Here is a 22584-nt window from a genome sequence, read left to right as displayed (position 1 = left end):
GCAACCGACTCCGGTTGCGGCCCAGTGTTGTTTCACCCCAGGCCGATACCGTCGGCAGGCCCGCGCCGCTGCCTGATCCATCCACAACACTCACAGATGCAAAGTGCCCCTGTGGATGAATTCCACAGGGGCACTTTTCTATCGCCAGGGTTCTGGAGGAACCCGACTCACAACCAGGTGTCCAAGGTGGTGGTCGTGAGGAAGTGTTCGAGGTCCGCGCGCCAGGGCGCGGGCGTCGTCTTCTCCGGTTCGATGGCCGTGTACTGGCCCCGGTAGAAGAGCAGCGGCCTGCCGGAGTCGGTGGACTCCGACAGGGCCTGGACCCGGCCGATCACGATGTAGTGATCGCCGCCGTCGAGCACGTTGTCCACAGTGCACTGGATCGTGGCCAACGCGCCGTCCAGCACCGGGAGGTCCAGCTCCGAGGTGTGCCAGTCGATTCCGGCGAACTTGTCGGGTTCGCGGGAGCCGAAGCGGGCGCACACCGGCTGTTGCTCCTCGGCGAGCATGTTCACGGCGAAGCTGCCGTTGCGTTCGATCGCCGCCCAGGAGCGGGACTCCTTGGTGGGGCAGAAGAGCACCAGCGGCGGATCGAGGGACAGGGCGGCGAACGACTGGCACGCGAAGCCGATGGGAGCCCGCGCGCCGTCGACGCCGTCGAAGGTGGTGATGACGGTGATGCCGGTACAGAACTGCCCCAGCACGTTCCGGAACTGACGCCCGTCGATGACGGGATTGGCGTCGGTGGTCATTGGCCGCCCCTGTTCGTCTCGCTACTTGAATCCGACGCTGAAGTCGTGGCCCCACAGGCTGACCGCGGTGGATTCCCGCGCGATCCACGAGTGGTCGTCGACTTCCAGTCCCTCACAGCCGAATTCGATGTCGAACCCGCCCGGCGTCTTCATGTAGAACGAGAGCATCTTGTCGTTGATGTGCCGCCCGAGGGTGGCCGACATCTTCACCTTCTTGCGGTTGGCGCGGTCCAGGCAGAGGCCGACGTCGTCGGAGTTCTCCACCTCGACCATGAGGTGCACGATGCCCGTCGGGTTCGGCAGCGGCAGGAACGCCAGCGCGTGGTGGCGCGGGTTGCAGCCGTAGAAGCGCAGCCAGGCCGGGTCGCCGTCGGCGGGACGGCCCACCAGCTGCGGAGGCAGCCGCATGGAGTCGCGCAGCCGGAAGCCCAGCACGTCCTGGTAGAACGCCTGCGCCGCAGCGTCGTCCGTGCAGGTCAGGACCACGTGGCCCAGGCCCTGCTCGGCGGTGACGAACTTGTGGCCGTAGGGGCTCACGAAGCGGCGGCCCAGGTACTGCGCGCCGTAGAACGCCTCGAGGGTATTGCCGGCCGGATCCTGGAACCGGATCATGCCCTCGACCCGGCGCTCGCCGAGCTCCTCCTTGGTGCCCTCGGTGAAGGCGACCCCGGCCTTGGACAGGGTCTCGCGCAGCTGCTGCAGCCCGCGGGCGTCGGTGACCTCCCAGCCCGAGACCAGCAGCCGGTCCTGCTCACCGGGGACGATCACCAGTCGTGCGGCGAAATCGTCCATGCGCAGGTAGAGCGCGTCGGGGTTGAGCCCGTCGCCCTCCATCATGCCGAGCACCTTGAGGCCGTACTCGCGCCAGGCCGCCATATCGGTGGCCTCGATGCGCATGTAGCCGAGCGCCTTGATACTCATGCTCACTTCTCCTTGACGCCGAGCAGGAAGTCGGTTGCCAGGCGGTTGAATTCGTCGAACTTCTCCAGCTGTGCCCAGTGTCCACAACCGCCGAAGACATGCAACTGCACGCGCGGCACCATCTTCAAGGCGACCAGGGCGCCGTCGATCGGGTTGACCCGATCTTCGCGGCCCCAGATCATGAGCACCGGCTGCCGCAGCTTGAACGCGTCGCGCCAGATCATGCCCTTGGCGAAATCGGGTCCGGCGAAGGACTTGCCCATGGCGCGGGTGGCGGCCAGCGACTCCGGCTGCGAGGCCGAGGCGAAGCGCTCCTCGACGAGTTCCGGCGTGATCAGCTTCTGGTCGAAGACCATGATCCGCAGGAACGCCTCCAGGTTCTCCTTCGTGGGTTCGAAGTTGAACTTGGACAGCAGCTTCACGCCCTCGGTGGGGTCCGGCGCGAACAGGTTGGTGGACAGACCGCCCGGGCCCATCAGCACCAGCTTGCCGGCGCGGTCCGGGTAGTCCAGCGCGAAGCGGGTGGCCGCGCCGCCGCCGAGCGAATTGCCCAGCAGGTGTACGCGTTCGGTGATGCCGAGGGTGTCGAGCAGGTCCTTCAGCGCCGAGGCCGAGTGCACGAAGTACTGCGGGTGCTCGGTCGGCTTGTCGGATCGGCCGAAGCCGGGCTGGTCGACGGCGAGGACGTGAAAGTCCTTGGCCAGCACCGGAATGTTCTTGGCGAAGTTGGACCACGAGGACGCGCCCGGGCCGCCGCCGTGCAACAGCACGATGGTGGGGCCGTTGCCGACCCCGGCCTCGTGGTAGTGCAGCTTCAGGTCCGGCCGCACCTGCGCGAAGCGCGAGGTGGACTCGTAGGTGATTTCTCCCACTGCGGTCATGGGGATTACACCATTCCGTCGGTGACCGGGAGACCGAAGGCGTGGGTGCCGTACATGACGTAGGCGCGCTCCGGGTCCTGCGAGGCGTGCACGCGGCCGGCGTGGGCGTCGCGCCAGAAGCGCTGCAGCGGAGTGCCTTCCACGAGCGCGGTGGCGCCGGCGGCCTCGAACAGGCGGTCGATGGAGGCGATCACGCGGCCGGTGGCGCGCACCTGGTCACGGCGGGCGGCGGCGCGCATCTCGAACGGAACGTCCTGGCCCGCCACGATGCACGCGTACTCGTCGGCGATATTGCCCGACAGCTGACGCCAGGCGGCGTCGATGTCGCTGGCGGCCTCGGCGATCCGGACCTTTGCGAACGGGTCGTCCTTGGTGTTCTCGCCCGCGAAGGCGGCCCGGACGCGCTTGCCCTGGTGCTCGACGTGGGCCTCGTAGGCGCCGTAGCCCATGCCGATGATCGGCGCGGTGATGGTCGCGGGGTGGATGCTGCCCCACGGCATCTTGTACAGCGGGTCGGTATTCTGCTCCAGGCCAGGCGATTTCAGTTCGCCCATGGTTCGCATGCTGAGGAAGCGATGCCGGGGCACGTACACGTTCTCGACCACGACGGTGTTGGAACCGGTGCCGCGCAGGCCGACCACGTGCCACACGTCGTTGATCTTGTACTCGCTCCGGGGGATCAGGAACGAGCCGAAGTCGACCGGCTTGCCGTTCTTGATGACCGGTCCGCCGACGAACACCCAGTCGGCGTGGTCGGAGCCGGAGGACCAGGCCCACGAACCGTTGACGATGTAGCCCTCGCCGTCCTCGGTCACCACGCCCGCGCCCATCGGGGCGTAGGAGGAGGAGATCCGGACCTCGGTGTCGTTGCCCCACACCTCTTCCTGCGCGCGCTGGTCGAACAGCGCCAGGTGCCAGTTGTGGATGCCGAGAATGCCGGCGCACCAGCCGGTGGAGCCGCACGCGCTGGCGATCTTGCGGACGGTGTCGTAGAAGATCACCGGGTCGCAGGCGTAGCCGCCCCACTGCTTGGGCTGCACGAGCTTGAAGAAGCCGGTCGCCTGCAGATCCTTGACGGTCTGGTCGGGAAGGCGGCGCAGATCCTCGGTCTCCTGGGCGCGCTCACGCAGGGTCGGCAGCAGCGCCTCGACCCGCTCAACTACTTCTTGCGTCATCTCGCCAGTTGCTCCTGCCTGGTGTTACGGGAAGCGGTCTTCGTTTGCCCCTGAGAGTAGAACACGTTCTTATTCCTGTCGAGAACGCAGTACAAGCGCAGCTCAGAGCGCCCCTATCCAGGTAGTGGGACCTATCGCTGGCCAACCGCCAGCCGATTTTGTAACGTGTTCTAGTACATCCATAGGAGGATCAACGATGGCGACAAGCGCCCAAGGGCCCCGCGGGAAGGTCCGCGAGATCGACGTGGGCTCGATGCCCACCCGCTACGCCCGGGGTTGGCACTGCCTCGGCCTTGCCAAGGACTTCCGTGACGGCAAGCCGCATGCGGTCAACGTATTCGGTACCAAGCTGGTCGTTTTCATGAACAGCCAGAACGAACTCAAGGTACTGGACTCCTACTGTCGTCACCTGGGCGGCGACCTCTCCATGGGTGAGGTCAAGGGCGACTCCATCGCGTGCCCGTTCCACGACTGGCGCTGGGGCGGCGACGGCAAGTGCACCGGCATCCCCTACGCGCGGCGCGTGCCCCCGCTGGCCCGCACCCGCGCGTGGATCACGCTCGAGCGCAACGGCCAGCTGTTCGTCTGGCACGACCACGAGGGCAACCCGCCGCCGGACGAGGTGACCATCCCGTACATCGAGGGTCCCTACACCAATGCCGACGGCAGCTCCTCGGAGACGCTCAACGAGGGCTGGACCGACTGGACCTGGCACTCGCTGCTGATCGAGGGCTCCAACTGCCGCGAGATCATCGACAACATCGTGGATATGGCGCACTTCTTCTATATCCACTACGCCTTCCCCACGTTCTTCAAGAACGTGCTCGAGGGTCACGTCGCCACCCAGTACCTGGAGACCAAGGCCCGCCCGGATATCGGCAACGCGGCCAAGGCCGGCATCGACGTGCTGCTCAAGTCCGAGGCGTCGTACTTCGGGCCGTCGTACATGATCAACCCGCTGCTCAATATCTACAGCGGCTTCGAGGTCAAGACGGTCCTCATCAACTGCCACTACCCGGTCACGCAGAACTCCTTCATGCTGCAGTGGGGCGTCTCGCTGGAGAAGCCGAAGGGGCTGCCCGAGGAGCAGGCGCAGATGTTCGCGGCCAAGATGACCGAGGGCGTCAGCGAGGGCTTCCTGCAGGACGTCGAGATCTGGAAGCACAAGTCCAAGATCGACAACCCGCTGCTGACCGAGGAGGACGGGCCGGTCTACCAGCTGCGCCGCTGGTACGACCAGTTCTACGTCGATGTCGCCGACATCGACCCGAAGTCGGTGCAGCGCTTCGAATTCGAGATCGACACCTCCAAGGCCAACGAGGCCTGGGGTCTCGAGGTCGAGGAGAACCTGCGGAAGAAGCGGGAGGCCGACGAGGCCGCCGCGCAGGAGGCGAACGTCTGATGACCAGCTGGGCGAAGGCACCCGATTTCGCGGACCGTCCGGAACAGCGAGCACAGGTGCGCGCCCAGACGGTCCTCGACAAAGAGCACTACATGGAGTCGGGGCTGACACCGATCGCGTGTCAGACCTGCGGCACCGAGGTGCTCGTGCGCAAGCACAGCCACAATCAGAAGACGGTGCAGTGGACGGTCGACCCGGCCGCGCACTGCCCGGTCTTCCGCAAACTGGCCGAGTCCGGGCCGACCACCGGTAAACCGGACTCCTGCCCGAACCTGGAGAAGACCATCGACCACGCGGTCGCGGAGGGTCTGCTCGGGATCGACGATTGAAGACTCGGGATCGGCGACCGACGGCTCGGCTCCGAAAGTAGCTCAGTCGAGCCGGAAGTCGGCGAAATCGAATCCGGGGGAGACGACACAACTCACCAGCACGTAGTCGTCACCTGCCGGACGGGCGGCCTGGCTGATTCCGCCGGGAACCACCGCCTGGGGGCGTTGCCCCTGCTCGACATCGGGTCCGAGGACGATCTCCTCACCCCCGATGTTCAGCAGCAGGGGACCACCCCGATGCCAGAACCAGATCTCGTCCGACGTCACCGTGTGCGGCGCGGACTTCTCACCGGGTAGCAGCAGGAAATAAATGGCCGTACCGGTCGCGCGCGGGCCCGAGTAGCCTGCCGGCTCGAATTCCACTCCGCTGCGCCAGGTTTCCCGATACCAGCCGCCCTCGGGATGCGGCACCATATCCAGTTCAGCGGCCAGCTTCGGACGGTCGTCGCTCATGGTCCCCACTGTATTGCGGCGCGCGACCGAATTCCCTGTACTGCGAGCGCGTTCGGCCGGGCGTCATCGACGACCGTCTCATACCCCGGTGATCGTCCAGGTGATGCCGCGGGGCGCGAGCGAATCCAGGAAGTCCGCGGCGTCGAAGGCCTCCGCGGGCGTGAGCACACCCGGCTTCACGGCGCCGCCGTCGATCTGCTCGCCGCCGAGATCGCCGAACCGCGACCCGGCACCGATGCCGCCATCCCCGCGTTGCTCGACACCCTGTTGCTGTTCATGCTGCGCGCGTGGTTCGACGAACAGTCCACAGCGCCGACCGGCTGGGCCGGCGCCTTCGGCGACCCGGCCGTATCCGATGCGCTGCGCGCGATTCACGCTGCGCCGGAACGGAGTTGGACGGTCCCGGAGCTGAGCGCCGTCGCCGGGGTCAGTCGCGCCACCCTCGCTCGCCGCTTCCGCGCCACGGTCGGCGAGCCGCCGCTGTCCTATCTGACCCGCTGGCGCATGCTCACCGCGGCGCGGCTGCTGCGCGAGACCGACACCCCGCTGGCCGGCGTGGCGAGGAAGGTCGGCTACCAGAGCGAGTTCGCCTTCGCCAAGGCATTCAAACGGCAGTACGGCTCGGCCCCCGGTCAGTACCGGCGCGTCGACGATGAACCCGCTGTTCTGGCGGTCTGAACGCAGGCCAGGCTCGTCGCGTGGCAGACGGTGGACAGGCGGCGGACCGGGTGGGGTCGGCATAGGCTGAGCAGTGTGACGGACTGGCGTGCACGCAGGGGACCGATCGGCGTCTTGACCGGCGCGGGGATCTCGACCGACTCCGGAATACCGGATTTTCGTGGGCCGCGCGGGGTTTGGACCGAGGATCCGATCGCGGAGCTGCTGTCGACGTATCAGAACTATGTGGCGGATCCGGAGCTACGCACCCGGGCGTGGCTGGCGCGGCGGGACAATCCGGCCTGGCGGGCGATACCCAATGCGGCACATCAGGCCCTGGTGCGGCTGGCTGCCTCGGGGCGCGAGGTCGGCATCATCACCCAGAACATCGACCGGCTGCACCAGCGGGCCGGGTCGGACAGCGTGGTGGAGATCCACGGCAATATGTTCGAAGTCGTCTGCATCGACTGCGATTTCACCGATTCCATGGCCGCAACCCTGGAACGGGTGGCCGCGGGCGAGCCGGATCCAGCGTGCCCGGACTGCGGCGGCATCCTGAAGGCGGCCACCGTCATGTTCGGCCAGCAGCTCGACACCGCCGCCATCCGCGCGGCGGTGCAGATCGCCGAGAATGCCGAAATCTTTCTGGCCGTGGGCAGTTCACTCCAGGTCGAGCCCGCCGCGTCCATGTGCGCGGTGGCGGTGGACGCGGGGGCCGACCTGGTCATCGTGAACAACGAGCCGACCCCCTACGACGACTACGCCGCCGAGATCGTGCGCGATCCGATCGGGGCGGCGCTGCCCCGGCTGGTGTCGGAGATCCTGGGGGACTGAGGGTTTCAGCTGAACGGCGTCTTGGGGCGCGGCACCATCTCGCCGTCCACCCAGATGTCGACCTTCTCGTTGTAGAACGAGGCCAGCCCGGCGATCTTCTGGCTCTCCGGCAACGGGGTGCGGTAGATCCACACCAGGTCCGGGTGGCTGGTCTCGCCCAGCTGGACGTTCCAGTACTCGGCGTGGCCCTTGTAGGGGCACGACGTCCTGGTCGCCGACGGTCGCAGCAGGTCCATGCGGATATCGGTGAGCGGCAGGTAGTAGCGGGCGGGCAGCCCGGTCTCGAACAGGATGCGCGGGGAATGCGAATCGGCCAGGGTCTCGCCGTCCAGTTCGACCCGGATGTGGCGGGAGCTGGCGAGGATGTCCACCCGGGTGTACGGGTCGCGGGGGTGGACGTAGATGGGCTCGTCCTCCTCGAACCACTCGTCCATGGCCTGGAAGTCCAGTTTCACCAGGTCGCGCAGTTCCGGAATCGGGGAGTCCAGGTGCCGGACGGCCGCGCCCGCCGCGGTGACGTCGTCGGCGATCACATCGAATTCGGTGCCGTCCCCGCGGCTGGGGGAGTGGCGGGTTTTGCCATTGGGCTCCAGCTTCACCCGCAGGTCGGCGACCGGCAGATAGTAGGTGGGGTAGTGGGGTCCCTCCCATACCAGCGTCGGATTGACGGTATCGGCGGCCAGATGACCGCCCAGGTAGGCGCGTACCCGCTTGGCGCTCGGTTCGACGCGTACCCGGCCACGCTGTGTCTCGGTCATACCTCCTGACGGTACGCCGGTGGGTAAACCGCTGTAGGGGAGCAGGATTCGCGTACCGGCGGCAGCCCGGGAAACCGAGGCCCGACCGGCGATTTTCCCTGCCTGACCAGGGTCGATATGGTGTTCGGGCAACACTCGAGCAACACAAGAAGGTGGCGGTCAGATGTCGGAAACCGGCAGTGTCCAGAGGCCGGAGCCCGGCAATGCCCTGAAACCGGAGCGCGGCAGTGCCCTGAAGCCGGAAACCGGCAGTGCCCTGAAGCCGGAAACCGGCAGTGCCCAGCTGACGGAACCGGGCGGCGAGCAGCAGGGACTGCGTACCGGACTCCGGCGCCGGCACATGACGATGATCGCCATCGGCGGCGCGATCGGCGCGGGCCTGTTCGTGGGCAGCGGCTCGGTCATCCAGACCGCCGGGCCCGCCGCCATCCTGTCCTACGCGGGCGCCGGACTCGTCGTGCTGTGCGTCCTGCGGGCGCTCGGCGAAATGGTGGTGGCCCGCCCGGTCGCCGGATCCATGGGCGAGTACGCGCGGATGGCGATGGGACCGTTCGCCGGCTTCACCGTCGGCTGGCTGTACTGGTACCTCTACGTGATCCTGGTCGGGGCCGAGGCGGTGGCCGGCGCGGCCATTCTAGGCAATTGGATCGACCTCGACCAGTGGGTCCTGTCCGCTGGACTGCTGATCGTCATGACCGTGGTCAACCTGGTGTCGGTGAAGTCGTTCGGCGAGTTCGAGTTCTGGTTCGCCTCCATCAAGGTGGTGGCGATCGTGGCCTTCCTGGCCATCGGACTGGCCTGGGTGTTCGGGCTGTGGCCGGGCTCGGACGCGGGCTTCGCCAACCTGACCCGGCACGGCGGCTTCGCGCCCAATGGGATCGGCGGCGTCTTCTCCGCCATCGTGGTGGTGATGTTCGCGTTCGGCGGCACCGAGATCGTGACGGTGGCGGCCGCGGAATCCAAGGAGCCCGGCCCGGCGGTGGCCCGTGCCACCAACAATGTGCTGTGGCGGGTCGGCCTGTTCTACGTGGCCTCGATCTTCCTGGTGGTGACCATCCTGCCGTGGAACGACGCCAAGGTGCTGACGAGCCCGTTCGTGAGCACGCTCGAGCACATCGGGATTCCGGCCGCCGGCACCATCATGCAGATCGTCATCCTGACCGCGGTGCTGTCGGTGCTGAACTCGGCCATCTACGTCTCCTCCCGCATGCTCTACGTCCTCACCCGCGACGGCGACGCCCCCGCCTCCCTGGTGAAGCTGAACAAGCGCGGCGTCCCCGCCCGGGCCGTCCTGCTCGGCACCGTCGCCGCCTGGGGCGCGGTCATCGCCTCCTACGTCTCACCCGACCAGGTCTTCACCTTCCTGGTGAACTCCATCGGCGTCGTCCTGGCCTTCGTCTACGTGGCGATCATGTTCTCCCAGTTGCGACTTCGCGCCCGGCTCCGCCGCGAGGACCCCTCCGCCCTCACCTACCGCATGTGGGGCTACCCCTACATCAGCTGGGCCGTCATCATCGCCCTCTTCGCCGTCTTCGTAGCCATGGCCCGCAACCCCGACCAGCGCAACCAGCTCATCGCTTCCACCATCAGCCTCCTGGCAGTCATGGCGATCTACCCCCTGCGCGCCAAATTCGGCCGCAAGAAGCCGGTCCGCGACGTCGAAGTGTTGCACCACTGACCCGAACCCGTTGCGCCACACCGATTCTCACAACGAATCGGGCGATTCTGGTCGAGATGGCCAGCTCTCGAACATAATTTCGAGAACCGGCTTACTGTCATGCGCATGGTCAGCTCGAAACATGAAGCGATGCACAGGCTTTTCCGAAGTCACCCGGAGGTGTTCGGGCGTGCTTTCGAAACGCTCGGCTTACCGTTCCCCGGCCCACGTGAGGTCGCCTTGTTACCGAACGATCTCACCGAGATCGATCCGATCGAACGTCGAGTCGATACTCTGCTCCGCCTCGACACGGACGAGGGGCCGTTTCTGCTGCTGGTAGAGGCGCAGGGTAAAGACGACCGTAGGAAACCCAGCTCCTGGGCCTACTACCTGTCCCACGTCCACGCGAAATACCAACTGCCTCCGGTGCTCCTGGTGGTTTGCCAGGACATCGCAACCGCCAAATGGGCGGAAGGACCTCTGACCATCGGCCCGCGGCAGTGGACCAGCCTTGTCGTTCGTCCACTGGTTCTCGGCCCGCACAATGTTCCCGCCGTGTCGGATCTGTGCGTCGCCGCCGGTGATATCCCGCTCGCGACCCTGTCCGCCATCACTCACGCCAACGACGCCAGTATCGGTGCGATACTGAAAGCGCTGGCCACCGCGTTGCAGAGCATCGATGAAGACGACGCCCTGATCTTCGCCGAACTCACCGAACTCGGGTTGGGCAAGAGCCCGGCCGCACAGACATGGAGGCAGTTGATGACCGTGGATCTCTCGTTCTTCCGCTCCGAGACTTCCCAGCGGCTCCGTGCCGAAGGCCGGGTCGAAGGCCGGGTCGAAGGCCGGGTTCAGACCCTCATCGAGGCGATTTTCCGCAGCCTGCATGCGCGCGGCATCGAGGTGTCGCAGGAGGCTCGGCAGCGTATCGAATCGTGCCGTGAGCCGGACATTCTCGATGCCTGGTTCGATCGCTCGCTCACCGCGGGCTCGATGACCGAGATTCTCGGCGAGGAGAGATAGCTCTCGAGCCCGGTGCTTACTGCGCGGGTTTGACGACGACAGCGGTGCCGTAGGCGGCGACCTCGCTCATGGTGTTGGCGATCTCGTTGCAGTCGAAGCGCATGGCGATCACCGCGTTCGCGCCATAGGCCATGGCATGCTGGCACATTCGCATGATGGCCTCGTGCCGCGACTGGTACAGCAGCTGGGTGTATTCGTGGATTTCGCCGCCGCCCAGGGCGCGGAAGCCGGCTGCGAAGTTGGCGCCCAGGCCGCGGCTGCGGACGGTCAGGCCCGCGACCTCGCCGATCACCTTGACGATTTCCTGGCCGGGTACGTCGTTCATGGTGGAGACCAGGATGGGGAACTGGGGGCCCGGCTGCTGCTGCGGTTGCGGCTGGCCCTGCTGGGGGTAGGGGGCCTGACCCTGTTGCGGGTACTGCTGCCCGGGGCCCTGCTGGGGGTACTGCTGGTAGGGCTGCTGCGGCGGCATGGGTTGGTTCATGAGCGGGATCGTACGGGGTGAAACGGAACGCGGACCGCATCCAGTGGGTGCGGTCCGCGAACGCTGGGCGAATCAGTCGTCGCCGAGGGCGATGGCCTGGGCTTCAGCCGGGGTGTGGGCGGCGGGGGCGTGATCGTCCATGTGGGACAGGAGCTTTCGGCCGGAGCGCACGCCGATCGGTGTCAGGATCGGATCCACCAGCCCGATGCCCATGAAGGCGATGACCGAGGCGAAGGCGACGGCCCACACCGATTTGGGTTGCTTGGATTTCGAGGTGGCGGCGCTGGTTTTCGACAGAGCATCGCGTGAGGTACCGCACAACGCAAACGGTCCGTGCGCAGCGAACTGCGCACGGGCCGTTTCCGGAAAGGATTCGCCGCTAGGCCGGACGGGCCAGCGGACGGGCGGGGGTGCCGAAGAGCTGGGCGTCGGCGTGGGCGCGCTTGAAGAACAGGTGCGCGTCGTGCTCCCAGGTGATGGCGATACCGCCGTGCATCTGGACGGTCTCGGACACGACCGAGTTGAAGGTGTCGATGGCATGCAGTCGGGCGGACTGCACGTCGACGGCCTCGACCGCGCCCTCGGCCAGGCCCGCGATGGCCAGGTACGCGATGGAGCGGGCCGACTCGACCAGCACGTACATGTCGGCCATGCGGTGCTTGAGCGCCTGGAAGCTGCCGATCGGGCGACCGAACTGCACACGGGACTTGGAGTACTCGACGGTCATGTCGAGGCACTGCTCGGCCGCGCCGAGCTGCTCGGCAACCACTGCCGCCCAGGCGATTTCACGCAGCCGGGCGACATTCGGCTCGCCCAGCGGACGGGCCTCGACCGAGTCGAAGTCGATGCGCGCCAGCTTGCGGGTCGGATCCTGGGTGACGACCGCGGTGCGGGTGACGCCCGCGGCCGTGCCGTCCACCTCGAACAGGCCGGCGGCGGTCAGCACCAGCAGGGTGTCCGCGTGCACGCCGTCCAGCACGTAATGCGCGGAGCCCGAGAGCTTTTCGCCCTCGGCGGTGACCCCGAACGAGTCCCAGCCGCGCGGCCCGGCCCAGCACAGCGCCAGCGTGCGGACACCCTCGGCGACCTCCGGCAGCAGCCGCTCATTGGCCTCGGCGTTCCCGGCCAGCAGCAGCGCCTGCACACCCAGCACGGCCGAGCCGAGCATGGGCGGCGCGGACAGCGTGCGCCCGAGCTCCTCGACCACCAGCAGGGACTCGACCAGACCAACCCCGACGCCGCCGAACTCCTCCGGAATCGCCAGCGCGGCGACACCGACCTGCTCGCACAACAGCGTCCACAGCTGCTCGTCGTAGCCGCGCTCGCTCTCCAGCCCGCGCCGCATGGCCGCGCTGTCCCCGTGCTTGGCCAGCACCGCGCGCACGGTGGTCGCGAGTTCCTGCTGTTCGGCGGTGAGGCTCATGCCTTCGCTCCCATGTCGTAGAAGTGATTCGAGTGTGTCGCCCGGCGGCCGGGCGTGCTCGGCGCCCCGGCCGCCGGGGTGCTCATGCGACGTTTCCGGCGCGGAGAGCGGCGGCGATCCGGGCGCGGTGTTCGGCCGGGGTGCCCCAGGCCGAGCGCAGCGCGGTGACCTTGGTCAGCCACAGCGACAGATCGCATTCGGCGGTGTAGCCGATGGCCCCGTGCACCTGCAGCGCGATGCGGGCGGCCTGGTAGGCGGCCTCGCCGCAGGCCAGCTTGGCCGCGGAGATGTCGCGGCCGCGGGTCTGCGCGTCCGCGCCGGACTCCAGGGTCAGGGCAGCCCGGTAGAGCAGCGGCTGCGCCATGTCCAGCCCGATGTGGGCATTGGCCACGTGGTGCTTGATGGCCTGGTAGCGCCCGATCGGGGTGCCGAACTGCTGCCGCTGCTTGACGTACTCGACGCTGGTGTCCAGCAGCGCCCGGCCCGCGCCGAGCAGCTGCGCGGCGGCGGCCAGGGCGGCGGTGTCGAAGGCGAGATCGATGGCGGCGCCGACGCCTTCGCCCTCGGCCAGGGTCTCGCCGGCGGTCACGGTGAACAGCCGGCGGGCGGCGTCCACCGACGTGACCAGGGCACCGGCGGTGGCCAGCGCGATGCGGTCGCCCTCGGCGATCAGCACCAGGTCGGCGATGTCGGCGTCCAGCGCGGTGGCCGCGCCCTCGGCCCGGCCCGCATTCGCGCCGGCCGTGGCGGTCACCGCGAGGGTGCCCAGCTTCGCGCCCTCGGCCAGTTCGGGCAGCCGCTCGGCGGCGAGCGCCGAGTCCGGAAGCGCCTGCAGCAGTGCGGGAATCGCGGCGGCGGTCTCCACCAGCGGGCCCGGCACCGCGGCCCGGCCGATCTCGGTGAAGGCCACGATCATCTCGACCGGGCCCGCGCCGAAGCCGCCGTTCTCCTCGGTGACGGTCAGGCCCAGCGCACCCGCCTCGGCCAGCTGGCCGATGAGTGCGCGCCCGGCGGCGGAATCGCCCGCGCCCCACGCCCGGACGACGCCGGGAGTCTTGGCGGCCTCGCCCATCTTGCGCAGGCTGGCGGCGAAATCGTTCTGTTCAGCGGTCAATGCGAATCGCATGTCGTCGTCCTCCGGTTGGCTATCGCGGCAGGCCGAGCAGGCGTTCGGCGATGATATTGCGCTGGATCTCGTTGGTACCGGCGTAGATCGGGCCCGCCAGCGAGAACAGGTAGCCGTCCGTCCAGGCCGATTCCTGTTCCGCGGCCGCGCCGTGCAGATCGAGCGCGGTCTCGTGCATGGCGATGTCCAGATCCGACCAGAACACCTTGTTCACCGAGGATTCCGCGCCGAGCTGACCGCCCTCGGCCAGCCGGGTCACGGTGGCCCAGGTGTTGAGGCGGTACGCCTCCGCGCCCACCCAGGCGTCGACCACGCGGTCGGCGAGGGCGGTGTCGGACTCGGCGGCCGCACCGCGCCACAGCTCGATGAGCTTGTTGGCGGTGGCATTGAACCGGCCCGGCGAACGCAGCGACAGGCCGCGCTCATTGCTGGAGGTGGCCATGGCGACCTTCCAGCCGTTGTTCGGCTCGCCGATCACGTCCGCATCCGGCACGAACACGTTGTCCAGGAAGATCTCCGCGAAGCCCGGCTCGCCGTCCAACTGCGGAATCGGCCGCACCGTAATGCCTTCCGCGGTGAGCGGGAACATCAGGTAGGTCAGGCCGCGGTGGCGCTCGGCCTCCGGGTCGCTGCGGAACAGGCCGAAACCCCAGTCCGCGAACGAGGCTCGCGAACTCCAGGTCTTCTGGCCGTTGAGCAGCCAGCCGCCCTCGGCGCGCTTGGCGGTGGAGCGGATGCCCGCCAGGTCGGAACCGGCCTCCGGCTCGGACCAGGCCTGCGCCCAGATGTCGTCGGCGCGCGCCATTCTCGGCAGGATGCGGGCCAGCTGCTCCGGCGAGCCGTGCTCGAACAGGGTCGGCGCGAGCAGGAAGATGCCGTTCTGCGAGACGCGGCCCGGCGCGCCCGCGGCGTAGTACTCCTCCTCGAAGATGACCCACTCGGTCAGCGAGGCGTCGCGGCCGCCGTACTCGGCGGGCCAGGCCACACACGACAGGCGGGCCTCGGCGAGCTTGGCCTCCCACGCGCGGTGCGCCTCGAAGCCCTCCTTGGTGTCCATGGAGGGCAGGGGAGTGGCGGGCACATTGGCCGCCAGGAACTCGCGCACCTCGGCGCGGAACTCCTCTGTCTTGGCGTCGAATTCGAGATCCACTTATTTCGCCCCGTCGTTGTTGGCGGATTCTTTTTCGCGGCCGGCGGCGGCGTCGGTCGCGGCGGCCTTCATGGACTTGGCGGTCATCCCGCCCAGCGAGTCCGCGCCGACCTCGGCATTGTGGGCGTGCGCGAAGTGGTGCAGCCCGAACACCGAGTCCATGCCGGCCCGCATGCCCATGAGGTCCTCACACTGGTTGACGGCCTTCTTGGTCAGCGCCAGCCCGAACTGCGGCATCTCCGCGATCTTGTCGGCCAGCGCGAAGGTCTCGGTCTCCAGATCCGAGCGCGGGACGACACGATTGACCATGCCCCACTCGTAAGCCTGTGCGGCGGTGAAGCGTTCGCCGGTGAACAGGATCTCCTTGGCGCGGCGCGGCCCCAGCACCCACGGGTGCGCGAAGTACTCGACGCCCGGAATACCCATGCGGACAACCGGATCGGAGAAGAACGCGTCCTCGGAGGCCACGATCATGTCGCAGGACCAGGCCAGCATGAGCGCACCGGCGATGCACGCGCCCTGCACCATGGCGATGGTCGGCTTGGGGATCTCCCGCCAGCGGCGGCACATGCCCAGGTAGACCTCGGACTCACGGGCGAAGCGCTGATCGCCGCCCGGGCGATCGGTGTGGTCCCACCACAGCGCGGCCTTGTTCTCGTACTTGATGTGGTGGTCGCGGCCCGGTGTGCCGATGTCGTGGCCCGCGCTGAAATGCTTTCCGGCGCCGCCCAGCACGATCACCTTGACCTCCGGATCCTCGACGGCCCGCACGAAGGCGGCATCGAGGGCGTAGGTCATGACCGAGTTCTGCGCATTGCGGTAGTCCGGCCGGTTCAGCGTGACGACCGCGATCGGCCCGCGCTTCTCGTAGAGGACGACCTCGCCCTCGTCCGGGATGGCACCCAGTTCCTGGCTCACGCCTTCTCCTCACGTAGTTGCCGCTTGAGAACCTTTCCTGCGGCGTTGTAGGGCAGCTCGTCGCGGAATTCCACGTACTTGGGCACCTTGAAGTTGGCCAGCTGCGCCTTGGCGTAGGCCTGCACGTCCTCGGCGGTCAGCTCCGAGCCGGACCGGCGCACCACGAACACCTTGCCGACCTCGCCCATGCGCTCGTCCGGCACGCCGATGACCGCGGTCTCGGCGACACCCTCGAGCCGGGCCATGGTCTGTTCCACCTCGGCGGGATACACATTGAAGCCGCCGGAGATGTACATGTCCTTGAGCCGGTCGGTGACCTTCATGTAGCCGCGGTCGTCGATGACGGCGACGTCACCGGTGTGCAGCCAGCCGTCGGCGTCGATGGTTGCGGCCGTGGCCTGCGGATCGTCGAGGTAGCCGCGCATCACCTGGTCGCTGCGCAGCAGCAGTTCGCCATTGTCGGCGAGCTTCATCTCGAAGCCCTCGATGGTGCGCCCGCAGGTAGTGGCGATGGTCTCGCTGGAGTCCTCGGGCCGGCACATTGTGCCGAACCCGCCGGATTCGGTCTGCCCGTACGCGGTCAGCACCACCTCGAAATCGAGTTCGCTGCGCATTCTTTCGATGAGCACGACCGGCACGGTGGCCGCGCCGGTGACCGCGACGCGCAGGCTGGACAGGTCCGCCCCGTCGCGCTCCGGGTGATCGAGGATGGTCTGGTGGATGGTCGGCGGACCGGTCAGCACGGTGATGCGCTCGCCCTGGATGAGCCGCATGGTCTCCCGCACGTCGAACACGGCCTGCGGAATCATGGCCGCCCCGGTGACCAGGCTGGCGATGATGCCCGCCTTGTACCCGAAGCTGTGGAAGAACGGCGGCACGATCAGATAGCGGTCGGTGTGGTTCAGCGTCGCGCAGTCGGCCCAGGCCCGGGCGCTGCTCAGCACCTGGTGGTGCGCGATGAGCACGCCCTTGCTGCGCCCGGTGGTGCCGGAGGTGAACAGGATGTCCGAAAGATCGTTCGGCGATACCGATTCCGCGCGGGCGATGACCTGCTCGAGGCTCACCGCCTCGGCCACCTTGCCCAGTTCCGACCAGACGATGGCGTCCTCGACGGGGGCCTCGCCCTCGACAGGGATCACGATGGTGGTCTCGATGCCCAGTTCCGGTGCGGCGGTCCGCAGTTCGGTCAGCCGGTCGCGCCCCAGGAATTCGCCCGTGATGAACAGCGCCTTGGCATGCACCCGGGACAGCACATCCGCCGCCTCGGCGGCCACGTACCGGGTATTGAGCGGAACGATCGCCGCACCCACGTAGTGGCTCGCCAGCACCGCGGTCACCCAGTGATGCGTGTTGGGCGCCCAGATGCCGATGCGGTCGCCGCGCTGAATGCCGCGCGCCATCAGCGCACGTGCGGTCTCACGCACCGAGTCCAGCAGTTGCGACCAGCTCAGTCGCACGGCACCGTCGCCGACCGCGGGCGCGTCACCGTAGGCATGCGCGGCCGCGTGCAGGGCGAGCGGTGTGGTCTGCGGAGGAGATGTCACAGGGCTTCCTCGCTGTCCGGGAATGGGTCTAACAAAGCAAGTGCTTGGTAGGTTACTCTACCGACGTGAGCATGATCCAGACCCCCGAACCGGCCAGCGGGATTGAGCCCCCCGAGGACGCCGAATTCCGTGCTGAGGTGCGTGAATGGCTGGCCGAGAACCTGAACGGCCAGTTCCGCGAGCTGCGCGGTCTGGGTGGTCCCGGGCGCGAGCACGAGGCCTTCGAGGAGCGGCTCGAATGGGATCGCGCCCTCGCCGCCGCCGGCCTGACCTGCCTGGGCTGGCCCAAGGAGTGGGGCGGCCGCGACGCGACCCTGCGCCAGCAGGTCATCTTCCATGAGGAATACGCCAAAGCCGATGCCCCGAGCCGGGTTTCGCACCTCGGCGAGGAACTGCTCGGCCCCACGGTCATCGCCTTCGGCACCGAGGAGCAGAAGAAGCGTTTCCTGCCGGGCATCCGCAATGTCACCGAGCTGTGGTGCCAGGGCTATTCGGAGCCGGGCGCGGGCTCGGACCTGGCCGCCGTCACCACCTCCGCCCAGCTCGAGGGCGACGAATGGGTGATCAACGGCCAGAAGATCTGGACCTCGCTGGCGCACCTGTCCGACTGGTGCTTCGTGGTCGCCCGCACCGAGAAGGGCTCGACCCGCCACCACGGCCTGTCCTACCTGCTCGTCCCCATGAAGCAGCCGGGCGTCGAGGTGCGGCCCATCATCCAGCTCACCGGGACCGCGGAATTCAACGAGGTCTTCTTCGACAATGCCCGCACCGCCGCCGATCTGGTGGTCGGGCAGCCCGGCGACGGCTGGAAGGTCGCCATGGGCACGCTCACCTTCGAGCGCGGCATCTCGACCGTCGGCCAGCAGATCCGCTACGCGCGCGAACTCGCCGACCTCGAGGCGGTGGCCCGGGAGAACGGGGCGATCGAGAACCCGGTTCTCGCAGACCGTTTCGACAAGGCGTGGGTCGGCCTGCGGGTGCTGCGCGCGCACGTGCTGCGCACCCTGGAGTCCGGCCACGACGGAGCCTCCGTGGATGCCCGCACCGCTGCCGGGCAGGCCTCGGTGACCAAGCTGCTGTGGGCCAATTGGCATCGCGGCCTGGGCGAACTGGCCATGGACGTGCTCGGCGCGCCCGGCCTGATCGCCGACGGCCCGGGCGACGACCTCAATGCCTGGCAGCGCATGTTCCTCTTCACCCGTGCGGACACCATCTACGGCGGTTCGAACGAAGTGCAGCGCAATATCATCTCCGAGCGCGTGCTCGGACTTCCCCGAGAGGCTCGACCGTGACCGATTTGTCCACCGCTCCCGAAATCACCCCCGGCCACAACCTGCTCGCGGGCAAGATCGCGGTGGTGACCGCCGCCGCGGGCACCGGCATCGGTTCGGCCACCGCGCGCCGCCTGCTGTCCGAGGGCGCGGACGTGGTGATCTCCGACTGGCACGAGCGTCGCCTGAAGGAGACCGAGCAGGCGCTGCAGGCCGAATTCCCGGACCGCCGAATCGCTTCCGTGCCCTGTGACGTCAGCTCGACCGAGCAGGTGGACGCGCTGGTCGCCGGTGCCGTCGCGGCGCTGGGCCGGATCGACATCATGGTCAACAATGCGGGCCTCGGTGGTGAGGTGCCGGTCGTGGACATGACCGACGAGCAGTGGGACAAGGTCCTCGACATCACGCTGAACGGGACTTTCCGCGCAACTCGGGCGGTGCTCAAGTACTTCCGCGAGGCCGGCCACCGCGGCGTCATCGTCAACAATGCCTCGGTCCTGGGCTGGCGCGCCCAGCACGGCCAGGCCCACTACGCCGCCGCCAAGGCCGGCGTCATGGCGCTGACCCGCTGCAGCGCGGTCGAGGCCGCCGAGTTCGGCGTGCGCATCAACGCGGTGGCCCCCTCCATCGCCCGCCACGCCTTCCTGGACAAGGTCACCTCGGCCGACCTGCTCGACCGCCTGGCCGCGGGCGAGGCCTTCGGCCGCGCCGCCGAGCCGTGGGAGGTGGCCGCCACCATCGCCATGCTCGCCAGCGACTACACCACCTACCTGACCGGCGAGGTGGTCTCCATTTCCAGCCAGCGCGCTTGACCGATATCCGATTCACTCGGAAAATTCTCCGGCCCGCCTGAAAACAGGCGGGCCGGATGTTTTTGCCAATTCTTGAATGCTCCGTCGATTGGTTCGTGGCGCGTCTCGTTCTGGACTGAGCGGAGGGAGGGAGGAACGAGACCTTCAGCGCCGCGACCGCCTCTACCTCCCTGCGGCTTGCCCGGAGCGGAGCGGAGGGCAAATTGCAGGGAGGTGGAGCGGAGGGCAAATTGCACCGAAAAATGGCTGGCGCGTCGAGGGTGTGGTTGTGCAATCCTGGTTTAGGCCGGTACCGCTAGTCGAAGGGCACGACCCATGGGTCCGGATCGCCGACAACATGCAGCCCCAGCACAGGCCCACGAGGAATTGGAACTCGAGCTGGTGCGTGAGGTCGTCCTAGCGCGCCGAAGACTCGACAATGTCGTTCTGGCCGCACTGACTTTGGGTGCGGAATTACTGGATCACGACTCCGAGTGCGCCACCGCGACGCGGGCGGCGCAGATTCTGGAACAACACGCCGTGGACGAAACCGACGTGACACGCGACCCTCGTGGCGCGTTGCGGCGGGACATGGTTCGTGATCGTGAGCGCGCCCGCCGCATCGGCCTGTCCCGGATCGGTTTTTCGGACAGCGAGGCGGATCGGCGTCGCCGCAAAAGGACGGCCCTGCTCTGCGAGGTCCGGGCGGATCTGCTGGAGGTGGTGCGCAACTGCCGCCGCCTGCGCTACGACCATGCCGCCTTCACCGACGGTATCGCGCAGGGATTATGCGCTGCCACAGACAAATTGGTGGTGGGCGCCGATATGGAGACCTATCGGGCCTGGCAGCGCGGGATGGTCCTCAAGCTCATCGAGGAACCCGGCCGCGACGGCATACCGCCGCGGGTCATGGCCACCGTGGACGCCGGGCCGGGCCGGGAGCCGCTGACCGTCGAATGGGACAGTCCCGAACGGCGGTTGGCGCTGGTGGCGCGGATGGCGCGGGCGGGGGTGTCACCCGTGATCATCTGCGATCGCCTGCTGGCCGACCTGTCGGTCTCGTCGCCGCTGCGGTATTCGATGCGCTGAACGGGAGGCAGGTGGACCAAGCAAATGCTTGGTTGTATATTGACGGGGTGACCCAACCTGACCCCTCCAAATCAGCACGTCGCACCGAGCTGCTCGGCCTGGCCGCGAATCTGTTCGCGGAACGGGGCCTGCGCGCCACCACGGTTCGTGACATTGCCGACGCGGCGGGGATTCTATCCGGGAGTCTCTACCACCACTTCGATTCCAAAGAAGCCATGGTGGACGAAATCCTGCGCGGGTTCCTCGACGACCTCTTCGGTCGCTACCGCGAAATCGTGGCGGCCGGCATCCCCGCCCGCGACACGCTGGAAGCCCTGGTCATCGCTTCCTACGAATCCTTCGACCAGTTCCACGCGGCCGTCGCCATCTACCAGGCCGAGGCCAAACGACTCAGCGGCACACCGCGATTCGACTACATCGCGAAATACAACAGCGAGTTCCGTGAGCTCTGGCACCAGGTGCTGACCAACGGCGTCGCCGACGGCAGCTTCCGGCCCGAGATGGACATCGAACTGGCCTACCGGTTCCTGCGCGACACCGTCTGGGTGTCGGTGCGCTGGTACCAGCCCGGCGGCCGGATCACCGTCGACAACCTCGCCAAGCAGTACCTGACCATCGTGCTCGACGGGCTCACCAGTCCCGAAAAGCGCACATAACCAACTCGCAGCGACAACTTCACCGCAGCAGCAGTCAGTAGGAGTTCCCATGTCAGCACCGTCCCGCCGTCAGTATTCGCCGATGCGTGAGGCGTATGTGATCGACGCCGTGCGCACGCCGGTCGGCAAGCGTGGCGGCTCACTGGCCGCCGTGCACCCGGCCGATCTGGGCGCCGCCGCCATCAAGGGGCTCATCGAGCGCACCAGCCTGGACCCGGCCGCGGTGGACGACGTGGTGTTCGGCTGCTGCGACACCATCGGCCCGCAGGCCGGAAACATCGCGCGCACCTCGTGGCTGGCCGCGGGCTACCCCGAGTCGGTGCCGGGCGTGACGGTGGACCGGCAGTGCGGGTCCTCGCAGCAGGCCATCACCTTCGGCGCCCAGGCCATCATGTCCGGCACCGCCGAGGTGATCGTGGCCGGCGGCGTGCAGAACATGAGCGCCATCCCGATCTCCGCGGCCATGCTGGCCGGGCAGGCCTACGGCTTCGACTCGCCGTTCGTCGGCGCGCAGGGCTGGGACCACCGCTACGGCACCGGTGAAGTGTCGCAGTTCAATTCGGCCACCATGATCGCCGAGAAGTGGGACATCTCCCGCCGCGATATGGAGGAGTGGGCGCTGCGCAGCAACGACCGCGCCCGCAAGGCCATCGTGGACGGCAAGTTCGACCGCGAGATCGTGCCGGTGGGCGACTTCTGGATCGACGAGTGCCCGCGCGAGACCACCCTGGAGAAGATGGCCGGGCTGCAGCCGCTCGCCGAGGGCAGCCGCATCACCGCGGCCCTGGCCAGCCAGATCTCCGACGGCTCCAGCGCCACCCTGCTGGCCTCGGACTGGGCGGTCCAGGAGTACGGGCTCACCCCGCGGGCGCGCATCCACCACGTGAGCGCGCGCGGCGCGGACCCGATCTACATGCTGACCGCGCCCATCCCGGCCACCAGGTGGGCCCTGGAGAAGACCGGTCTGACCATCGACGACATGGACGTCATCGAGATCAACGAGGCCTTCGCCTCGGTGGTGCTGGCCTGGATCAAGGAGACCGGCGCCAACCCCGACAAGGTCAATGTCAACGGCGGCGCCATCGCGCTGGGCCACCCGCTGGGCGCGACCGGCGCCAAGCTGTTCGCCTCCCTGCTCAACGAGCTGGAGCGGGTGAACGGCCGCTACGGTCTGCTCACCATCTGTGAGGGCGGCGGCACCGCCAACGTCACCATCATCGAGCGCCTGGGCTAATCCAGATACAGCGTTTCGGAAGCGGCACACCGAGTTTCGCGGCGCGGAGAGGCGGA

General features: G+C 67.8%; 23 protein-coding genes and 2 pseudogenes. 12 read left to right on the top strand and 13 right to left on the bottom strand.

Annotated elements, in window-relative coordinates; translation table 11 throughout:
• Positions 1 to 167: 167 nt before the first annotated feature.
• The 4 genes from hsaB to hsaA are packed head-to-tail and all read right to left on the bottom strand — an operon-like array spanning position 168 to position 3729.
• Entirely contained in the window at positions 168 to 752 is a 585-nt protein-coding gene (gene hsaB / locus AB0L60_RS03270; protein ID WP_354831279.1) for a 3-hydroxy-9,10-secoandrosta-1,3,5(10)-triene-9,17-dione monooxygenase reductase subunit, read from the bottom strand.
• A gap of 21 nt (positions 753 to 773) precedes the next feature.
• A complete protein-coding gene (gene hsaC / locus AB0L60_RS03265; RefSeq protein WP_354831276.1) occupies positions 774 to 1673 on the bottom strand; it encodes an iron-dependent extradiol dioxygenase HsaC in 900 nt (299 codons plus the stop codon).
• Positions 1674 to 1675: 2 nt separating this feature from the next.
• A complete protein-coding gene (gene hsaD, locus AB0L60_RS03260; RefSeq protein WP_364606347.1) occupies positions 1676 to 2554 on the bottom strand; it encodes a 4,5:9,10-diseco-3-hydroxy-5,9,17-trioxoandrosta-1(10),2-diene-4-oate hydrolase in 879 nt (292 codons plus the stop codon).
• Positions 2555 to 2559: 5 nt separating this feature from the next.
• Positions 2560 to 3729 carry a 3-hydroxy-9,10-secoandrosta-1,3,5(10)-triene-9,17-dione monooxygenase oxygenase subunit gene (hsaA, locus tag AB0L60_RS03255; RefSeq protein WP_364606344.1) on the bottom strand — a complete coding sequence of 390 codons (1170 nt, stop codon included), beginning with the start codon at positions 3727 to 3729 and terminating at the stop codon, positions 2560 to 2562.
• 196 nt (positions 3730 to 3925) lie between these two features.
• Here hsaA and AB0L60_RS03250 point away from each other — a divergent pair, with 196 nt between their 5' ends.
• Together AB0L60_RS03250 and AB0L60_RS03245 are read left to right on the top strand one after the other, a co-directional pair.
• On the top strand, positions 3926 to 5131 hold the full coding sequence (locus tag AB0L60_RS03250) for a Rieske 2Fe-2S domain-containing protein (RefSeq protein WP_364606341.1): 1206 nt from the start codon (positions 3926 to 3928) through the stop codon (positions 5129 to 5131).
• Positions 5131 to 5460: a hypothetical protein gene (locus tag AB0L60_RS03245; protein ID WP_040854414.1), complete on the top strand. Its 330-nt coding sequence runs from the start codon at positions 5131 to 5133 to the stop codon at positions 5458 to 5460. The genes AB0L60_RS03250 and AB0L60_RS03245 overlap by 1 nt, the downstream gene beginning before the upstream one ends.
• Positions 5461 to 5502: 42 nt before the next feature.
• Here the strand turns inward: AB0L60_RS03245 and AB0L60_RS03240 are convergent, their stop codons facing one another.
• Entirely contained in the window at positions 5503 to 5913 is a 411-nt protein-coding gene (locus AB0L60_RS03240) for a cupin domain-containing protein (protein ID WP_364606338.1), read from the bottom strand.
• Between the two features lie 192 nt (positions 5914 to 6105).
• On the opposite strand from AB0L60_RS03240, the pseudogene AB0L60_RS03235 reads away from it, so the two are divergent.
• The 3 genes and pseudogenes from AB0L60_RS03235 to AB0L60_RS03225 form a co-directional block, all read left to right on the top strand.
• Positions 6106 to 6198 (top strand): annotated as a pseudogene (locus AB0L60_RS03235) (cupin domain-containing protein); the annotation flags it as partial.
• On the top strand, positions 6190 to 6591 hold the full coding sequence (locus AB0L60_RS03230) for a helix-turn-helix transcriptional regulator (protein ID WP_364606761.1): 402 nt from the start codon (positions 6190 to 6192) through the stop codon (positions 6589 to 6591). The pseudogene AB0L60_RS03235 and the gene AB0L60_RS03230, both read left to right, overlap by 9 nt.
• Positions 6592 to 6666: 75 nt before the next feature.
• Positions 6667 to 7404 (top strand): Sir2 family NAD-dependent protein deacetylase, encoded by a 738-nt coding sequence (locus AB0L60_RS03225; RefSeq protein WP_364606335.1) that lies wholly within the window; start codon positions 6667 to 6669, stop codon positions 7402 to 7404.
• Positions 7405 to 7409: 5 nt separating this feature from the next.
• On the opposite strand, the gene AB0L60_RS03220 is transcribed toward AB0L60_RS03225, so the two are convergent.
• On the bottom strand, positions 7410 to 8162 hold the full coding sequence (locus AB0L60_RS03220) for a DUF427 domain-containing protein (RefSeq protein WP_354831256.1): 753 nt from the start codon (positions 8160 to 8162) through the stop codon (positions 7410 to 7412).
• A gap of 163 nt (positions 8163 to 8325) precedes the next feature.
• On the opposite strand from AB0L60_RS03220, the gene AB0L60_RS03215 reads away from it, so the two are divergent.
• Positions 8326 to 9840, top strand: a complete 1515-nt coding sequence (locus AB0L60_RS03215) for an amino acid permease (protein WP_364606331.1) — start codon at positions 8326 to 8328, stop codon at positions 9838 to 9840.
• Positions 9841 to 9945: 105 nt separating this feature from the next.
• Positions 9946 to 10842 (top strand): hypothetical protein, encoded by an 897-nt coding sequence (locus AB0L60_RS03210; protein ID WP_364606328.1) that lies wholly within the window; start codon positions 9946 to 9948, stop codon positions 10840 to 10842.
• 16 nt (positions 10843 to 10858) lie between these two features.
• Here AB0L60_RS03210 and AB0L60_RS03205 read toward each other — a convergent pair whose 3' ends face one another.
• The 7 genes and pseudogenes from AB0L60_RS03205 to AB0L60_RS03175 form a co-directional block, all read right to left on the bottom strand.
• Entirely contained in the window at positions 10859 to 11182 is a 324-nt protein-coding gene (locus AB0L60_RS03205) for a heavy metal-binding domain-containing protein (RefSeq protein WP_328289616.1), read from the bottom strand.
• Positions 11183 to 11497: 315 nt separating this feature from the next.
• A pseudogene (locus AB0L60_RS03200) lies at positions 11498 to 11647 on the bottom strand (MFS transporter); the annotation flags it as partial.
• A 58-nt stretch (positions 11648 to 11705) separates the two neighbouring features.
• Positions 11706 to 12749: an acyl-CoA dehydrogenase family protein gene (locus tag AB0L60_RS03195; protein WP_364606325.1), complete on the bottom strand. Its 1044-nt coding sequence runs from the start codon at positions 12747 to 12749 to the stop codon at positions 11706 to 11708.
• An 82-nt stretch (positions 12750 to 12831) separates the two neighbouring features.
• Complete coding sequence (locus AB0L60_RS03190) at positions 12832 to 13875, bottom strand: acyl-CoA dehydrogenase family protein (RefSeq protein WP_364606322.1); 1044 nt, start codon at positions 13873 to 13875, stop codon at positions 12832 to 12834.
• 19 nt (positions 13876 to 13894) lie between these two features.
• Positions 13895 to 15025 (bottom strand): acyl-CoA dehydrogenase family protein, encoded by a 1131-nt coding sequence (locus tag AB0L60_RS03185; RefSeq protein ID WP_364606319.1) that lies wholly within the window; start codon positions 15023 to 15025, stop codon positions 13895 to 13897.
• Positions 15026 to 15943, bottom strand: coding sequence for an enoyl-CoA hydratase (locus AB0L60_RS03180; RefSeq protein WP_364606316.1), 918 nt, complete (start codon positions 15941 to 15943; stop codon positions 15026 to 15028).
• Complete coding sequence (locus AB0L60_RS03175; RefSeq protein ID WP_364606313.1) at positions 15940 to 17487, bottom strand: FadD3 family acyl-CoA ligase; 1548 nt, start codon at positions 17485 to 17487, stop codon at positions 15940 to 15942. The genes AB0L60_RS03180 and AB0L60_RS03175 overlap by 4 nt, the downstream gene beginning before the upstream one ends.
• 71 nt (positions 17488 to 17558) lie before the next feature.
• Between AB0L60_RS03175 and AB0L60_RS03170 the strand changes: the two genes are divergently transcribed.
• The 5 genes from AB0L60_RS03170 to AB0L60_RS03150 all read left to right on the top strand — a co-directional run bounded on the left by AB0L60_RS03170 (position 17559) and on the right by AB0L60_RS03150 (position 22528).
• The gene (locus AB0L60_RS03170; RefSeq protein WP_364606757.1) at positions 17559 to 18779 is read left to right on the top strand and encodes an acyl-CoA dehydrogenase family protein; all 1221 of its coding nucleotides are present in this window, start codon (positions 17559 to 17561) and stop codon (positions 18777 to 18779) included.
• Positions 18776 to 19570: an SDR family oxidoreductase gene (locus AB0L60_RS03165; protein ID WP_364606310.1), complete on the top strand. Its 795-nt coding sequence runs from the start codon at positions 18776 to 18778 to the stop codon at positions 19568 to 19570. The genes AB0L60_RS03170 and AB0L60_RS03165 overlap by 4 nt, the downstream gene beginning before the upstream one ends.
• 366 nt (positions 19571 to 19936) lie before the next feature.
• Positions 19937 to 20638: a hypothetical protein gene (locus AB0L60_RS03160; RefSeq protein ID WP_364606307.1), complete on the top strand. Its 702-nt coding sequence runs from the start codon at positions 19937 to 19939 to the stop codon at positions 20636 to 20638.
• Positions 20639 to 20685: 47 nt separating this feature from the next.
• A complete protein-coding gene (locus AB0L60_RS03155; protein ID WP_364606304.1) occupies positions 20686 to 21294 on the top strand; it encodes a TetR/AcrR family transcriptional regulator in 609 nt (202 codons plus the stop codon).
• An 82-nt stretch (positions 21295 to 21376) separates the two neighbouring features.
• Positions 21377 to 22528, top strand: a complete 1152-nt coding sequence (locus AB0L60_RS03150; protein WP_364606754.1) for an acetyl-CoA C-acetyltransferase — start codon at positions 21377 to 21379, stop codon at positions 22526 to 22528.
• Positions 22529 to 22584 lie beyond the last annotated feature (56 nt).

This window comes from Nocardia sp. NPDC051981, from assembly GCF_040680715.1.
Classification (GTDB): Bacteria; Actinomycetota; Actinomycetes; order Mycobacteriales; family Mycobacteriaceae; genus Nocardia.
This window is presented reverse-complemented; position numbering and strand designations above follow the sequence as displayed.

Bases quoted from the DNA above. Each gene is read 5' to 3' on its own strand.
- AB0L60_RS03150 (WP_364606754.1), top strand. From the start codon at position 21,377: ATGCGTGAGGCGTATGTGATCGACGCCGTGCGCACGCCGGTCGGCAAG.
- hsaA (WP_364606344.1), bottom strand. From the start codon at position 3,729: ATGACGCAAGAAGTAGTTGAGCGGGTCGAGGCGCTGCTGCCGACCCTG.
- hsaD (WP_364606347.1), bottom strand. From the start codon at position 2,554: ATGACCGCAGTGGGAGAAATCACCTACGAGTCCACCTCGCGCTTCGCG.
- AB0L60_RS03230 (WP_364606761.1), top strand. From the start codon at position 6,190: ATGCTGCGCGCGTGGTTCGACGAACAGTCCACAGCGCCGACCGGCTGG.
- AB0L60_RS03195 (WP_364606325.1), bottom strand. From the start codon at position 12,749: ATGAGCCTCACCGCCGAACAGCAGGAACTCGCGACCACCGTGCGCGCG.
- AB0L60_RS03250 (WP_364606341.1), top strand. From the start codon at position 3,926: ATGGCGACAAGCGCCCAAGGGCCCCGCGGGAAGGTCCGCGAGATCGAC.
- AB0L60_RS03215 (WP_364606331.1), top strand. From the start codon at position 8,326: ATGTCGGAAACCGGCAGTGTCCAGAGGCCGGAGCCCGGCAATGCCCTG.
- hsaB (WP_354831279.1), bottom strand. From the start codon at position 752: ATGACCACCGACGCCAATCCCGTCATCGACGGGCGTCAGTTCCGGAAC.
- AB0L60_RS03190 (WP_364606322.1), bottom strand. From the start codon at position 13,875: ATGCGATTCGCATTGACCGCTGAACAGAACGATTTCGCCGCCAGCCTG.
- AB0L60_RS03170 (WP_364606757.1), top strand. From the start codon at position 17,559: ATGATCCAGACCCCCGAACCGGCCAGCGGGATTGAGCCCCCCGAGGAC.
- AB0L60_RS03220 (WP_354831256.1), bottom strand. From the start codon at position 8,162: ATGACCGAGACACAGCGTGGCCGGGTACGCGTCGAACCGAGCGCCAAG.
- AB0L60_RS03245 (WP_040854414.1), top strand. From the start codon at position 5,131: ATGACCAGCTGGGCGAAGGCACCCGATTTCGCGGACCGTCCGGAACAG.
- AB0L60_RS03210 (WP_364606328.1), top strand. From the start codon at position 9,946: ATGGTCAGCTCGAAACATGAAGCGATGCACAGGCTTTTCCGAAGTCAC.
- hsaC (WP_354831276.1), bottom strand. From the start codon at position 1,673: ATGAGTATCAAGGCGCTCGGCTACATGCGCATCGAGGCCACCGATATG.
- AB0L60_RS03240 (WP_364606338.1), bottom strand. From the start codon at position 5,913: ATGAGCGACGACCGTCCGAAGCTGGCCGCTGAACTGGATATGGTGCCG.